Raw genomic sequence first — 13,149 nt, forward strand, 5'->3', positions numbered from 1 at the left:
CACGGCACGAACGCCGACTCACCGGATCAGACGCAGCCGAGTTTCTTCTGATTCCCCATGTACTTCGATCCCCGCACGCGCCAACCGTTTTTCACAGACCCAACATCTCTCGCAATCGCTGCACACTCATCCCGCCCGTTCGTTCCTCGAAAGGGAAGGATTCGAGAAGACGAATCAGATCGTCGCGACGAGTCGGATCTGCGGCGGCATCGCGTGGCGTCCACCCTTCGAGAGCGGAGATGGACTCGTCGATCCACTTCATTTCGTACGCGCGAACCTGCTCGTCGAGAATTGCAGCCAACTCAGGCGGCATCTCGGCGGGTTCTGCCGGCACGTCGGCTCTTTCGGCCATCACCTTCTCAGCCGAGAGGCGTCTTTCGCTCATCTGATCCGCATCAGGGTGGAGGGTCATCAGGTCATCGATCAACGTATCGATGCGGCGTTCGGACATCGCTTCCAGCGTCAGGTTAGTACCGTCCAGGGTCAGTGCGCCGAGGATGCTCGTCCCGTGCTTCCAATGCCAACGATTCCCCTCCGCTACACCGAATTTTCGGCTCAACTTCCGCCGCAGTCCACCGACTTCACCGAGTTCGAAGACCGCCTCGCACAACACCATCGGCTCGCCGTCAGCCGTTTCGATTCGCCTAGGAGCAAGCCGGGCGCTGAGGAAACTCACCAGATCTTCGGGATCGACGGGATCCGCATCGAGGATCGCGATCAGCTCTGTACGCTGCGCCGCATCGACAGGTTCGATTCCGCCGAGGATCTGAAACTTCTCGCCGACGGGTACAACACGCGAGCAGATGAATTGCCCTGCAGACAACTGTCGGCTGGCCGATCGCTCTGTGACGTCGTGTCGATCGCCAGTGCGAATGTCCTTCAGCGACAGACCTTCTCCGGGGCTGACCGATTCGATCTCGTGAATCGATCGTTCAACCAGCAGCCACTGCTGGGCCAGCAACAACTCGTCGGCCGGCAGCAGCGGGCCGTGAGACGTCACGAACTCGGCGAATTTCCCACCCTCGAACAACACCACATCGCCGACGAACGGTTCGTCGAAGGCCTTAGCCAGCGCATCGTCGCCCCCGAGATGCTCCGTGCGTATCCGTGCCAGAGTGAGGATGAGCTCCGCGGAATTCGCCGCGGTCGCGTAGCCGCCTGCCTTTTGGTACAGCCACTGTGCGCGCTCCTCGAGCGAGAGAACGTTCTTACCGAGATGACACACCTTGTACTTTCGCCCCGAACCGCACCAGCAGCGGTCGTTACGCCCCAGATCGGGACGATCCCGAGGAACGTACGGCTCCAACATTTCTCGCAGGTCCGCGCCCGCGGCGGGATCGATACGACCGAGTAGAGACAGACCACGGACCGCGTTTCCCCGCGTCGACGCATACTCGGCGAGAGACAGCACCGCAGGCTCGAAGTGCGAGTCAGCGTCCAGCGCCTTCTCCAGTGCTTTCTCGGCCGAGATTGCGTCTCCGAGCCGGTCCAGCGCGGTAGCGAGGAACCAGTACGCAGCTGCCTTCACTTGTCGAGATCCTGCTTTCAGGAGCGCGTCGGCCACCTGCTTCAGCGCTTCCGCAGCACCGTCGCCGTCGAGCTGTCTCCGCACTGCCAGTGCCGCAACCTGGGATCGAGCAAGTGGGGCGAGCTCATCTGCACCTCCCGAGACCGCCGCCTCGGCACGCTGTTGGGCGTCGTAGGGGGCCTCGCCGCGAATGTCCCGCATGATGTCGCCGAACAGCACCAGAGCCCGAGCGTCGGCGGCATCGACTCCGAAAGTGTTGGAGACGAGGTTCGTTCGAGTCGTGGCCGCCTCGGCGTCGAAGTCGAATCCTGTTCGGGCCACACTGTCGTCCGACTGGTCGAAGCCGGCATCGACAAAGAGCTCGGACAGTGGTGGTCCCGGTTTCGTGAACAGGTCCGGACGGTCGTGCATCAGTTGGTAGACAACAGCATCACGATCGACGCTCTCGCCTTCGGGCACGATTTCGCGAACGGCGGCGGTGACGTCGATCTGCTCCAGCGGGCCGTCGACCGGTCGAACATGAATCACACTGCCCACCACGACGAGCGAAACGAGGTCACCTGGTGCGTAGTTGTTCAGCGTGCCCGGCGGGAGCACAAGCGCTTCGCTGGGCGGCCACTGCGGGTCATCGATTCCGCGAATGGTGAAGATCTCGTCGTCACCGATACCTCGGTACTTCGTGCGGAGGCCTGCGGGATCTTCGGCGAACTGCACGAGCGTCGTGATGGGCGACAGGTCGTCCATCGAATCGAGGATGTCCGACGCCACCTCCCGCAGGTCGAGCCGGTGAGTGAGGAAACGGCCATCCAGCAGGGTGTCGACTGCGATGTTGCGCATGTCCGGCAGGAACGCGAGCTCGACCGAATCGATCGTGTCGACGAGGTCGTACATTTGGTGTCGATGCCCGAAGCCTCGGTCAGACAGGGCAATCGCCCAGTCCTCGGTGCTCAGCGGACCGAGCTCCCGCAGAACATCGAGAGCTGCGGTAGCGAGCTCGTCGTATTCATCGTTGTCGTCCATCGCGGCCAGCATAAACGTGACAGTCGGGAAGGTGTATACCAGCGCGAGCCCCGCGTCTTCCATAAGATGTGTGTGTGACTCCCCACCGCACAGGTCGCGAACTCGCTGAAGTAATTCCACTGTTCGGTCGTCGGGGCTCTCGCACCTCCTGGGACTTCGCCGACGACGTCGAGCCGGTAGTCGAGTCCCCGGTCGAACGGTTGACGCCCCACGGCATCGAGCTCGAAAAGCCGGCCGCCGAGGACGAGTTGGCAGCGCTGACCGCATCGAAGCCGATTGCGCAACTTCGCTCGCTTCTCGGCTGGCTCGGTACGTCACGACCGATCACCGGCGCGGGTGTTCCGCGGTCAGGGTCGGTTCGCGAGCTGGCCAGAGCCATCGGCGTGGAGCTGGATGGGCGTGCCTCGAGGTCGAGATCGATGCTCGAGATCCCCAGCTTGATGACACTGTGGGATGCGGCGAAGGCCGCCGGATTGATCGAGCTGACCTCCACTACAGCCGTTCCCGGTCCGCATGCCCAACAGTTTGCCCACTCACGCGCCAGCTCCCTGGCTGCTCACCGGACGGCACTCTCGCACGTCATCGGTCGTTACTTCTTCAGCGAGGACCCCCTCCGTCCGTCCCCGGCCGTCGATGTCATCGCCGGACAGATCGTTCTCGCCTCGATGACGAGCACTCCGCGGACGCGGCTCCCGGCAGTCGGCCCGACTGCCACCGGGGATCTGTACGAACACATCGACGCGTTGATCCTTCGCGGCATGCTGGAGCGATTCATTGCCGACGGTTGGCTGGTCTGCGAGGGCAAGTACACAGTGCCGCAACCTTTTCGCCCGGCTGTTCTGGATGCGATGAACTCTCTTCCCTACTACGAGACGGATGACACCAGCCGATGATCATCACCGGATTGTTCTTCGCGGAGTACGCGCGAGTCAGCGAAGACATGCTCGACATCCTCGGCGGCGTCTGGGATACCTGCACGGTTCCACGCGACACCCGCATGCTCGAATGCCGACTGGTCGCACTGTTGCAAACAGGACCCGACGACATCGGTAAGGACTTTCCCGCCACACTGGAAGTGCTCGACGCGAACGGCGAGCACATCGTCAATCAGCGAGGCCTACAAATCCCTGGTGCCGGATTCACCGGCGAGAATCGATTCTGGTTCCTGCCGATGCAGATGGTCTTCCGCGACGAAGGACGGCACAACTTCATCCTGAGCGCCGGCGGGGCAACGGCGAGCGTCGGGCTTCGCATCGCCTTCGGTTGAGGGTTCAGACGAACAGCGCAATCCGTCACGGCGAAACCGACTGCACCGAGCGAGCAGGCCGACTCGTCGATAACGCCGAATGCGTGCAGCTGATGGAGCGCATGCTCGCTGAGCGCCCGAACCTGTGGTTCGAGGACATCGGAGAGGACGCATAAGCTGTGCCGCCGAAACCTTCCTTTCTGTGCTCAGGTATCTCAGCGAGACAGCGCCTGCCAGGTCGCCTCGCCCGCGCGATATCCCGCCTCGAACAGCCACGGCCACTCGGAGAAGTCCTCGGGATCGACCACCACGGTCTCGACGCCACCGTTCCCACGCCGCTTGGGCATGTTCTCGGGATGAGATGGGAACCGATCTTTCAAATAAGCCGGCTCGAGGCTCTGCCGAAAGATCAACCACGTGCGCGGTGTAAAACCCACTGTTTCAGCGCGTTTCGCCAGGTCGATCCAGGCATCACTGTTCGCATATCCACCCTCGAGCACCAGCCTTCGGGTCTCGAGCATAGGAAATGCCCCGAACCATATCGGTGGATAGCTCAGCAGCGTCTGGCACCACGCACGACGGCGTTCCGGCGGAATGGGTTCCCATTTGGCTTGTGCCGCTTCGAGTTCGTCACTAGCAGACATGATTCACCTCGTCCTGAAGGTGCAACCCTCCATCGACTTGCGCGCCTGCGGTTGCGGGACGCGCCGGTTCTTCCCCTGGGGCACCCCTGTCGATGGAGACGGGGTTGCCGGACAGCCGGCCAGGTACCTACGGCTATCGCTCTTGAACCTTCCCCGACAATAGCCGAGGGGTACGGCGTGAACAATCCTTTGGATCGGCGGAGCAGCTAAACGAGTTCCGCACTGTGATCGGGCCTCTGGGCCCGGAGCGTTCTGATGCCGCCATCGACATCGAGGTTTGGCACCTAGGTCACCGCGCAACACTCCGGCCGGATCTTCCGTACACAGACCGGACATCCGTCATCATTGACGCGTGATCAAACAGGCAATCGGTTTTGCTGTGCTCGGCGCGGTGATTGCAGTGCTGGGTCAGTCGGTGACCGGAAATTCGGGGTACTCGGCGTACGTCTCCGGCGGCTCGTTCTACGGCCCGGATACCGCGTTAGGACCGTGGGTGCGGCCCGCTGTCGCCGCTGTAGTCGGCGCAGTGGTCGGCATGCTCGCCGGCCTCGTACTGCACCTGTGCGGCTTTCGATTCGCCGTCGACCCCTCTCGGCGAGTGGGGCTGGTCGTTGTTGCCGGTCTGGTCGGCGTGACGCTGGGGATGACGCCCGTGCCGATTCTGGTCGGAACGAGCCTTTCCGGCCTCAGTTCGAGCGTGTCGACCGAATACCTACTGCCGATCTACGCAGGCACCGGAATCTTGGCATATGTTCTTGGAACCATCTCGGTTCACCTGCTGCTCAAACTAATTCACGATCGCCAGTCGACCCGAACCACCAAGATTGTGGCTGCCTTTCTCCCGATTGGAGGTGTCCTCGCCACCCTCGTCGGAATGGGGACTGCGTGGGTTCTCGGCTTCTCGACGTCAGCATCCACCTTCGTCGCCGTGATCGTCGCGGTGCTGTGCGTTCTCGTGGCAACCTTTGCGCTCGCGCGGGCACGGGCCTTGCGCACGACAGCGTAGGAACTGAGGATCGTCGGGCGCGGGACTATCCCACCACCCTCGATGTGTATGGCGAACACACCCTCAGCGCCCGTGGGGCCACAGCGAGCGTCGCATTTCGTATCGCATACGGCTGACACAGGGCGACCAGAATGCGGACTCCGTAGCGCACCGATTCCCGCGTAAACAATGCTGGGCTTAACTACACTTAAGTGCATCAAAGTACATTAAGATGGTCGTTGCCGTATTTTTGCGAGGGAGGCGTCGGTATGTCGTGGCCGCCACACGCCCGAACAACCAAGGATTGGCAGCCTCGACATCGTCAAGGCTCGAAGGCAGACCGCACGCTCGATCGAATCGAGGTGTCGATCCCTCCTGCGATCAAAGACCTTGTCTTTTCGCCGTCCAACAAGACCGCTCAGGCGCAGGAAGCTGCGATCATCGCGGTGGCTCGTCTCGAAGCGGGATTTGGCGAGCACCTCGCGCCCCTCGCAGATTTCTTGCTCCGAAGCGAATCCGTGGCATCATCCAAAATCGAGAGTGTCGACGCCGGTTGGCACGCGTTCGGTCGCGCACTGGCCGGGGGCAAGGCGAGCGTCGATGCCAAATCTCAACTCGCTGCAGTACACGCGCTGAGCACGATGATCGACGCGGCGGGCCGTGGACCGGTGTCGCTCGACACCCTTCTCGACGCACATCGACTTCTCATGGCTCCCGATTTCTACACTGCGAAAGACAGTGGCGCACTGCGTGATGTGCAGAATTGGATCGGTGGCAGCGACTACACACCTATCAATGCGCTGTACGTTCCACCGCCGCCGGATCTCGTCCCCGAACTGATGGACGACTTGCTGGTGTTCGCGAACCGCACGGACATGCCGATCATCGCTCAGGCCGCGATCGCTCACGCACAGTTCGAGTCCATCCACCCGTTCACCGACGGCAATGGCCGAATCGGACGTGCATTGATCAGCGCGATTTTCCGCCGGCGCGGCCTGACTCGTCGAATCACCGTTCCGTTGGCCTTGGCGATGCTCGCCGACACGACTCGATACTTCTCCTTCTTGACGGGGTACCGCAGTGGACAGGCGGACGAGTTCGTCCACTATCTGGCGTCGGCGGCTGTGCACGCAAGCGAAGCGTCAGCCGAGTCGGCGCACGCTCTCTCGGAGCTGCCGGGGGCGTGGAAACACGTAGCAAAACCTCGCGCCAATTCTGCTGACGAAGCGCTGCTGGCCCGACTGCTGGAGGTGCCGATCCTCAACGCAGACATGGCGACAGAGATCACCGGAACAACCGATGTCAGCGCGTATCGCGCACTTGGTCGACTGACCGAGGCAGGCATCTTGGAGTTGATTTCCACGAGCAAGCGAAACCAGATATGGGCGGCGACCGACGTCCTGGCCGAGCTCGACGCACTGAGCGCCGCGATCGGCAAACGGACGCTCAGTCCTTGAACTCGAGCGCTGGCGGAGGTCGGAACAATGGTTCGGCGGTTAGGCGCGCAACTTCATCCTGACCGCCTGTAGGGCTACGTCAGGATTCGCATCGCCGTCGGCTGACATCAATTGTTGATCGTCTCCCGCGCGGCTCCTCGCTCCACCACTCGTCGAGCGGTTCGGGCAACGGCCTCGTCGATCAGAAATCCCTTGCAGTCCACCGCCACACCGGACTCCGCACGTTCCAAGTCGGCCAACAGTTCCTCGGCTTCTCGTACCTCGTCCTCCGAGGGCACGAACACCGTTCGCACAGGCCCGAGTTGAGCCGGATGAATACATGCGCGCCCGACAAAACCGAGACCGGCCAGAGTGCGTGTGTCGGTCTCGAACGCATCGGCATCGCGGAAGTTTCGCGACACCGCGGCCGGCGGCGGATCGATTCCGGCCGCCACGCTGGCCGCGACCACCTGGGCACGCACGAACGACAGTGACTCCGCAGAACCGTCGACGCCCAGATCTGCGGCGAGGTCCACCTCACCGATCTGAAGGAACTTGACCCGAGGAGCACGGGCAATCTCGAGGGCCGCGAACACTCCCGCGGCAGTCTCGATGAGAGGCGAGACCACCGCGTCACTGCCACTCAGTAGAGCGTCGGCCTGTTCGATCTCCCGAGCAGAGGAGACCTTCGGAAGCCAGATACCTGTCAGGTTCGGGTGCAGGACCGCGCGAATATCGTCCTCCTGCAACGATCCCGGATTCACTCGCACCCAGATCTGCACCTCACCCGGTTCGCAGGCAGCAACCCACTCGGCTACCGTCGCGCGGGCGCGATCCTTGTTCGCCGCGGTGACGGCGTCCTCCAGATCCAGCACCACCGCGTCCGTGCCCGACGCCAATGCTTTGTCGAAGCGCTCCGGCACGTCCCCGGGGACGTAGAGGTACGTCAGAGCGGACCTCATCCAATGACTCCCGTACCCGCGACGAGGGACTTGGCAATGACGGTGCGCATGATGTCGTTGGTGCCCTCACCGATGGCCATCAGCGGGGCGTCGCGGTAGAGGCGCTCGACGACGAACTCGGTGGAGTAGCCATAGCCACCGTGGATGCGCATGGCTTCGAGGCTGGCGGTGATGGCGGCTTCGGAGGCGAAGTACTTGGCCATGCCGGCTTCCATGTCCACCCGCTTGCCTGAATCGGCCTGCGATGCAGCCCAGTACGTCATCAGACGTGCAGCCTGCAGCTGGGTCGCGATGTCGGCAATCTTGAGCTGGATCGCCTGGAACTCGGCGATGGGCTGACCGAATGCGGTGCGCTGCTTCGCGTATTCGAGCGCCGCGTCGTAGGCAGCCTGCGCGATTCCGACGCTGCGTCCGGCAATGTTGAGGCGACCGATCTCCAGACCGGACAGCGCCTGCTGCAGACCTCGACCTTCCACCCCACCGAGCACTGCGTCGACGGGAACCCGCACATCGGTGAAGGTGATCTCACACGATTCGGTGCCCTTGTAGCCGAGCTTGCCCATGTCGCGCTGCACCTCGAACCCGTCGGTCATGGTGTCGATCAGCAGCAGCGACATTCCCTTGTGCGCGGGCGTCGTGGTGGTGTCGGTCTTCGCCAGTACCGGAAGCACATTCGCGTGCCGTGCGTTGGTGATCCACGTCTTCGCGCCGTTGACGACGTAGTGGTCGCCGTCGCGCTTGGCGGTGGTCTTGATGCCCTGCAGGTCGGTGCCGGCACCGGGCTCGGTGAGACCGACGCCCGTTCGCCATTCACCGGACGCAAGCTTGGGCAGCAGAGTCTTCTTCTGCTCCTCGGTGCCGTGCTTGCCAATCATCCAGCACGACAGGTTGTGGCTGCCGAGAATGCCGGCGACGCCCATCCATCCGCGGGCCAGCTCCTCGTACACCAGGGTGAACGAGACCTTGTCGAGGTCGAGGCCGCCGTACTCCTCCGGCGTCGTGATGCCGAACAGACCCATGGCCTTCATGTGCTCGACGATCTCGGTGGGGTACCGGCCCGTCTTCTCCCACTCGTTGGCGACCGGGATGATTTCCTTGTCGACGAAGGTGCGCAATGCTTTACGGAAGGCCGTCTGCTGCTCGTCGTAGGTGAAGTCCATGATGATGTCCTGTCGGTTGAAGTGTCAGGGTGCCGGCGCGATGGCTGCGGCGAGGTCGAGGATGGCGGTCAAGTCGGTTTCGTCGATTAACCCGAGGATGCGGTCGGCCAGCTCGTGGGCACGAGAGTCGTTGCCGCAGTTGGCGAGAAACTTCTCGAGCAGGCGGTCGTCGCTCAGCGGGAATCCGGCGGATCCTTGGCTGCCGCCGACGGAGGCGTCGAGCACGCGTCCGTCGGTGAGGGTGAGAACCGCCCTGCCCGACGCGGCCGCCGCGGGTAACTCGGACGGCAGGTTCGTCACCCGCACCTTGCGGGCGGAGCCGAGGACGTCCTCGCGTGCGATGGATTCGTCGGTGTAGGTCGAGACGGTGATGGCTCCGTCGTGCAGTAGTGCCGCCACACTCCACGGCAGATCGAACTTGCCGTCGTAGGTGCTGCGCGGTGAGGCGACCCCGGTGTTGGGGCCGCAGACGAACGGACTCGAGTCGGGGTGAACGAACACCTCGATGTCGTCGACATCACTGGCCTGAACTGCATTGTCGCCGAGCGCTTCCGACACCGCATCGAGCGTCACGTGCATCAGTTGGCAACTGGGATACGGCTTGATGCCGATCCGGGTTGCTTCCCACCGCGTGCCGAGTCCGTCGGTCAACGCAGCAAAATTCGTGGGCCGATCGGTCAGCGCAGCGTAGATTCCGCGTCGACCTTCGAGAACCGACGACGGGCCGGTCGCACCGGCGGCCGCGAGCCGGGCCGCTAGCACACCGTTCATGCTCGCTGATCCCGGATGCAGGGCCTTGGTGTCGGCGTCGGTGTCGAGGAACTCGAGCAGCCCCGAACTGGACGACCCGGCGATGCCGAGGGCGTTGACCAACGTCTCGGTGTCGAACTTCGAGAGGTGCCCGGCGACGAGTGCGGCTGTCAACGGTCCTACCGCTGCCGTGGCATGCACGCCGCGAGCGTGGAATCCGTGCGGACTGACTTCACCGAGGCGGCAGGCGGTTTCGAGACCCAGGGCTGCGGCGGTCAGCACATCGGCACCCGAGGCCGATACCTGCTGCCCAACGGCGAACGCCGCGGGAAGCGATACCGCCGTCGCGTGCACCAGAGCGCCCGCATGGGTGTCGTCGAAGTCCAGAGAGTGCAGCATCACCCCGGTCGCGAAGGCGGCTGCCGGTGCAGACAGCCCGCGGGTTCCGGTGAGAGGCCGCGCCTCCGGTGGGCCGCCGAGGGCGTCGGCCACTGTCCAGCCCGGTCGGCCATAGCCGAGACGTTGGGCCGCAACGGTATTGCCGACGCCGTCGAGTAGGTGACGCGCGGCCGCGTGCCGGACGTCCTCGGACAGATCGGCGACGGTGACACCCGCTGCCCACTCCGCCAGGATCGTCGAGGTCACGCCCGCACCTCGTCCTTCGCCGTACCGAAGGCTCCCTCCGCCTTCAGTGTCGCGATTCGTTCGTCGTCGTAACCCAGTTGGTCGCGCACGATGTCGTCGAAGTGCTCGTTGCGCTGCGGCGCTCGGCGGTACTGCTTGGCCTCGGATCCGAAGTTCACCGGGGAGGCGACCTGACGCACGGTGTTGTACACCGGGTGCTCGGTCTCGACCACGAGATTGCGTGCGAGCGTGTGCGGTTCGGTCAGTGCGTGCTCGACGTCGTTGATCGGCCCGGTAGGCACCCCGGCCGGGCCGAGCTTCGAGAGCCAGTGCTCGACGGTGTTGGTAGCGAACACCTCTTCCAGGATCGGCAGGAGCACGTCCTGGTTCTTGCCACGCAGCGAGAAGTTGGTGAACCGCGGATCGGCACCGAGATCCGGGCGATCGATGGCCACGACGAGCCGGTCCCAGAACTTCTCCTTCGCACAGCCGACGATGAGCCAGCCGTCCGTTGCCTCGAAGGCCTGGAACGGCACCAGGGACGGGTGAGCGGAATTCTTCGTGCGGATCGGCTCGAAGCCGGCGTTGAGATGCCATGTCGCGGGATACGTGAGGAGCGACATCGCCGTGTCATACAGCGAGACGTCGCAGTCACCGCCGATGCCGTCGCGCTTGGCAGCGTGCAGTCCCGACAGCAGCGAGATCGCGGCGACGAATCCACCGGAGTAATCGACCAGCGACAGACCGGATTTGGTGGGCGGGCCGTCCGGGTCGCCGGTGACGCTCATCCAGCCGGCGAGGCCCTGCAGAATGTAGTCGTAACCAGGCTCCTTCGAGCGCGGTCCGGTCATACCGAACCCGGTGAGGCTGCAGCACACGATTGCGGGATTGAGATGCTTGAGCTGGTCGTAGGTGATGCCGATCTTCTCCGGCACGTCACCACGAAGGTTGGAGTAGACGGCGTCGCTGGTGCGGACGAGGTCCTCGAACACCGCTCGGCCACTCGGGGTCGAGAGGTCAAGGGAGAGTGAGCGTTTGTTGCGATTGAAGCTCTCGAAGAACAGCGAGTCTTCACCCTCGTTGTAGGGCGGGACATAGCGGCCGACGTCGCCGCCGACGCTGGGGTCCTCGATCTTGATGACATCCGCGCCGAGGTCGGCCAAGTGCAAGCTACCGAACGGGCCTGCGCCGTACTGCTCGAGGGAGATGATACGGACGTCTTCGAGTGGCCTCATGCGTCGGAATCCTTAGTCTGGGGAAGTTCGAGCGGTCCGTTCTGCGCTTCGGGGAAGTAGTTCTGCCCGATGCCACTGTCGCGGGTAGCGACCATGACCGAGCGCTTCCACGAAATGACCTCGACGCCATCTTGATTGAGGCCGCGGGTGATCATCGAGATAATGCCGGCGTAGGGGCGTGACTCGGATTTGCGCAGCCCGGTGCAGATGCTTTCGGCGTACAGGGTGTCGCCTGCGTAGACCGGGTGGGACATCTTGATGTCGGTGAAGGCGAGGTTGGAGATGGCGTTCTGGCTCATGTCGATCACCGAAAGTCCCAGCACCACAGAGACTGTGAAGCCGGAGTTGACGATGACCTTCCCATCGGTGATGGGGTTCTGAGATGCCAGGTGCGCGTTGAAATGGTTCTGATTGGTGTTGAGCGACAGCAGCGTGATCCACGTGTTGTCGGTCTCCGAGATCGTCCGCCCGAAGGGATGTTGGTAGACGTCCCCCACGGCGTAGTCGTCGAAGAAGCGCCCCAGAACGGCCGGATGGATTGCCACCGTGTCTCCTCGTGTCGGTTTGGCGAGTGCCTTACCTAAACCATAAACATCAGATGTTTATGGCGTCAAGGGTTCGAGAAAACCGGTAATCAGCAATCTTCACGTGAATCGACTCGGAAAAGAGCAGATGTTTACGGGTTACGGAGTCGATCCATCTGTCGGTACGAGTCACCGAGGTGGTCGAGATGCTTACGCATCAGATCCATGGCGGCCATCGAGTCACCGGCCTCCACCACGTCGAGCAGTCCCCGATGGTCGCTGTCGACGCACTGCCAGAAGCCCTCGGGCGCATGGTCACGACCGAATCGACCGGACAGGACACGGAAGACGGGTGCGGTGATGAGCTCGAGCAGGGGGTTGTGGGCTGCGCGCAGCAAGACGAGGTGGAATTCCTGGTTCTTGGCGAAGGTCTCGGGTCCCTGCACTTGGTTGGGGTCGAAGATAGTCGCGTTGAGCTGCTCGAGATGCTCGTCGGTGCGGCGGAACGCCGCGATGCCCGCGGCCGGGACCTCCATCAGGTTGCGCACTTCCATGAGCTGGTCGACGGTTACAGTCTCCGCGGCGGCCATCAGAGCGACACCGGTTTCCAGGTGTTCACTGATATGTCCGACGCTGGGGACGGCGACGAAGCTTCCCCCGGTCACTCCCCTGGTCGTCTCGATCAGGTTCTGACTGGCCAGGGACCGGAGGGCTTCACGAATAGTGCTACGCCCGACGCCGAATTCGGCGGTGAGCTCGGCTTCGCCGGGCAGCCGCTCCCCTGGCTGCAGCTCACCGGAGAGGATGCGGCTCCGAAGATGGCCGGCGAGAACCGCATACGCGGGGACACTCTTGGCGGTCGCCTTGAGCGGAGCCGATTGGGCCACGTCTTCCCCCTGATGTCGCTCGACTGTTTCTACTGACCGGTCGGCTCGAGCTTAGCGTGACCGATGCCCCGAGATGCGGAGATCGCAACCCCCGATACATCCGCTCTTTAGCAAGAAACCACGCATACCGACGCGAATCCAGGCCGAT

The 13,149-nt window shown here is 63.2% G+C and carries 12 protein-coding genes and 1 riboswitch; of the genes, 4 read left to right on the plus strand and 8 right to left on the minus strand.

Translation table 11 applies throughout. The annotated features are described in order from the left end of the window. Positions 1 to 91: 91 nt before the first annotated feature. Entirely contained in the window at positions 92 to 2,548 is a 2,457-nt protein-coding gene (locus tag ASG84_RS04750; RefSeq protein WP_162248312.1) for an SEC-C metal-binding domain-containing protein, read from the minus strand. A gap of 74 nt (positions 2,549 to 2,622) precedes the next feature. On the opposite strand from ASG84_RS04750, the gene ASG84_RS04755 reads away from it, so the two are divergent. Together ASG84_RS04755 and ASG84_RS04760 are read left to right on the plus strand one after the other, a co-directional pair. Continuing rightward, the gene (locus ASG84_RS04755) at positions 2,623 to 3,441 is read left to right on the plus strand and encodes a hypothetical protein (protein WP_057475884.1); all 819 of its coding nucleotides are present in this window, start codon (positions 2,623 to 2,625) and stop codon (positions 3,439 to 3,441) included. Continuing rightward, positions 3,438 to 3,815, plus strand: a complete 378-nt coding sequence (locus tag ASG84_RS04760) for a DUF6941 family protein (protein ID WP_032384867.1) — start codon at positions 3,438 to 3,440, stop codon at positions 3,813 to 3,815. The genes ASG84_RS04755 and ASG84_RS04760 overlap by 4 nt, the downstream gene beginning before the upstream one ends. A 194-nt stretch (positions 3,816 to 4,009) precedes the next feature. Here ASG84_RS04760 and ASG84_RS04765 read toward each other — a convergent pair whose 3' ends face one another. Continuing rightward, positions 4,010 to 4,438, minus strand: a complete 429-nt coding sequence (locus ASG84_RS04765) for a hypothetical protein (RefSeq protein ID WP_057475885.1) — start codon at positions 4,436 to 4,438, stop codon at positions 4,010 to 4,012. 28 nt (positions 4,439 to 4,466) lie between these two features. After that, positions 4,467 to 4,586: riboswitch (SAM riboswitch) on the minus strand. A gap of 204 nt (positions 4,587 to 4,790) precedes the next feature. On the opposite strand from ASG84_RS04765, the gene ASG84_RS04770 reads away from it, so the two are divergent. Together ASG84_RS04770 and ASG84_RS04775 are read left to right on the plus strand one after the other, a co-directional pair. Then, complete coding sequence (locus ASG84_RS04770; RefSeq protein WP_057475886.1) at positions 4,791 to 5,444, plus strand: hypothetical protein; 654 nt, start codon at positions 4,791 to 4,793, stop codon at positions 5,442 to 5,444. 248 nt (positions 5,445 to 5,692) lie between these two features. Next, positions 5,693 to 6,880: a Fic family protein gene (locus tag ASG84_RS04775; RefSeq protein WP_057475887.1), complete on the plus strand. Its 1,188-nt coding sequence runs from the start codon at positions 5,693 to 5,695 to the stop codon at positions 6,878 to 6,880. Between the two features lie 107 nt (positions 6,881 to 6,987). On the opposite strand, the gene ASG84_RS04780 is transcribed toward ASG84_RS04775, so the two are convergent. The 6 genes from ASG84_RS04780 to ASG84_RS04805 form a co-directional block, all read right to left on the minus strand. Beyond that, positions 6,988 to 7,821 carry an HpcH/HpaI aldolase/citrate lyase family protein gene (locus tag ASG84_RS04780; protein WP_057475888.1) on the minus strand — a complete coding sequence of 278 codons (834 nt, stop codon included), beginning with the start codon at positions 7,819 to 7,821 and terminating at the stop codon, positions 6,988 to 6,990. Beyond that, a complete protein-coding gene (locus ASG84_RS04785) occupies positions 7,818 to 8,981 on the minus strand; it encodes an acyl-CoA dehydrogenase family protein (RefSeq protein WP_057475889.1) in 1,164 nt (387 codons plus the stop codon). Before ASG84_RS04785 ends, ASG84_RS04780 begins: the two co-directional genes overlap by 4 nt. A gap of 24 nt (positions 8,982 to 9,005) precedes the next feature. Continuing rightward, complete coding sequence (locus tag ASG84_RS04790; protein ID WP_057475890.1) at positions 9,006 to 10,376, minus strand: MmgE/PrpD family protein; 1,371 nt, start codon at positions 10,374 to 10,376, stop codon at positions 9,006 to 9,008. Next, entirely contained in the window at positions 10,373 to 11,590 is a 1,218-nt protein-coding gene (locus tag ASG84_RS04795; RefSeq protein ID WP_057475891.1) for a CaiB/BaiF CoA transferase family protein, read from the minus strand. The genes ASG84_RS04790 and ASG84_RS04795 overlap by 4 nt, the downstream gene beginning before the upstream one ends. Next, the gene (locus ASG84_RS04800) at positions 11,587 to 12,135 is read right to left on the minus strand and encodes a MaoC family dehydratase (protein WP_057475892.1); all 549 of its coding nucleotides are present in this window, start codon (positions 12,133 to 12,135) and stop codon (positions 11,587 to 11,589) included. Before ASG84_RS04800 ends, ASG84_RS04795 begins: the two co-directional genes overlap by 4 nt. A gap of 131 nt (positions 12,136 to 12,266) precedes the next feature. Then, a complete protein-coding gene (locus ASG84_RS04805; RefSeq protein ID WP_032364336.1) occupies positions 12,267 to 13,001 on the minus strand; it encodes a FadR/GntR family transcriptional regulator in 735 nt (244 codons plus the stop codon). Between the last annotated feature and the right edge of the window lie 148 nt (positions 13,002 to 13,149).

The organism is Rhodococcus sp. Leaf278 (assembly GCF_001426085.1).
Taxonomy (GTDB): Bacteria; Actinomycetota; Actinomycetes; order Mycobacteriales; family Mycobacteriaceae; genus Rhodococcoides.

Excerpts from the sequence above, each read along its gene's own strand:
- ASG84_RS04795 (WP_057475891.1), bottom strand. The coding sequence starts at position 11,590 with ATGAGGCCACTCGAAGACGTCCGTATCATCTCCCTCGAGCAGTACGGC.
- ASG84_RS04760 (WP_032384867.1), top strand. The coding sequence starts at position 3,438 with ATGATCATCACCGGATTGTTCTTCGCGGAGTACGCGCGAGTCAGCGAA.
- ASG84_RS04765 (WP_057475885.1), bottom strand. The coding sequence starts at position 4,438 with ATGTCTGCTAGTGACGAACTCGAAGCGGCACAAGCCAAATGGGAACCC.
- ASG84_RS04785 (WP_057475889.1), bottom strand. The coding sequence starts at position 8,981 with ATGGACTTCACCTACGACGAGCAGCAGACGGCCTTCCGTAAAGCATTG.
- ASG84_RS04750 (WP_162248312.1), bottom strand. The coding sequence starts at position 2,548 with ATGGACGACAACGATGAATACGACGAGCTCGCTACCGCAGCTCTCGAT.
- ASG84_RS04780 (WP_057475888.1), bottom strand. The coding sequence starts at position 7,821 with ATGAGGTCCGCTCTGACGTACCTCTACGTCCCCGGGGACGTGCCGGAG.
- ASG84_RS04775 (WP_057475887.1), top strand. The coding sequence starts at position 5,693 with ATGTCGTGGCCGCCACACGCCCGAACAACCAAGGATTGGCAGCCTCGA.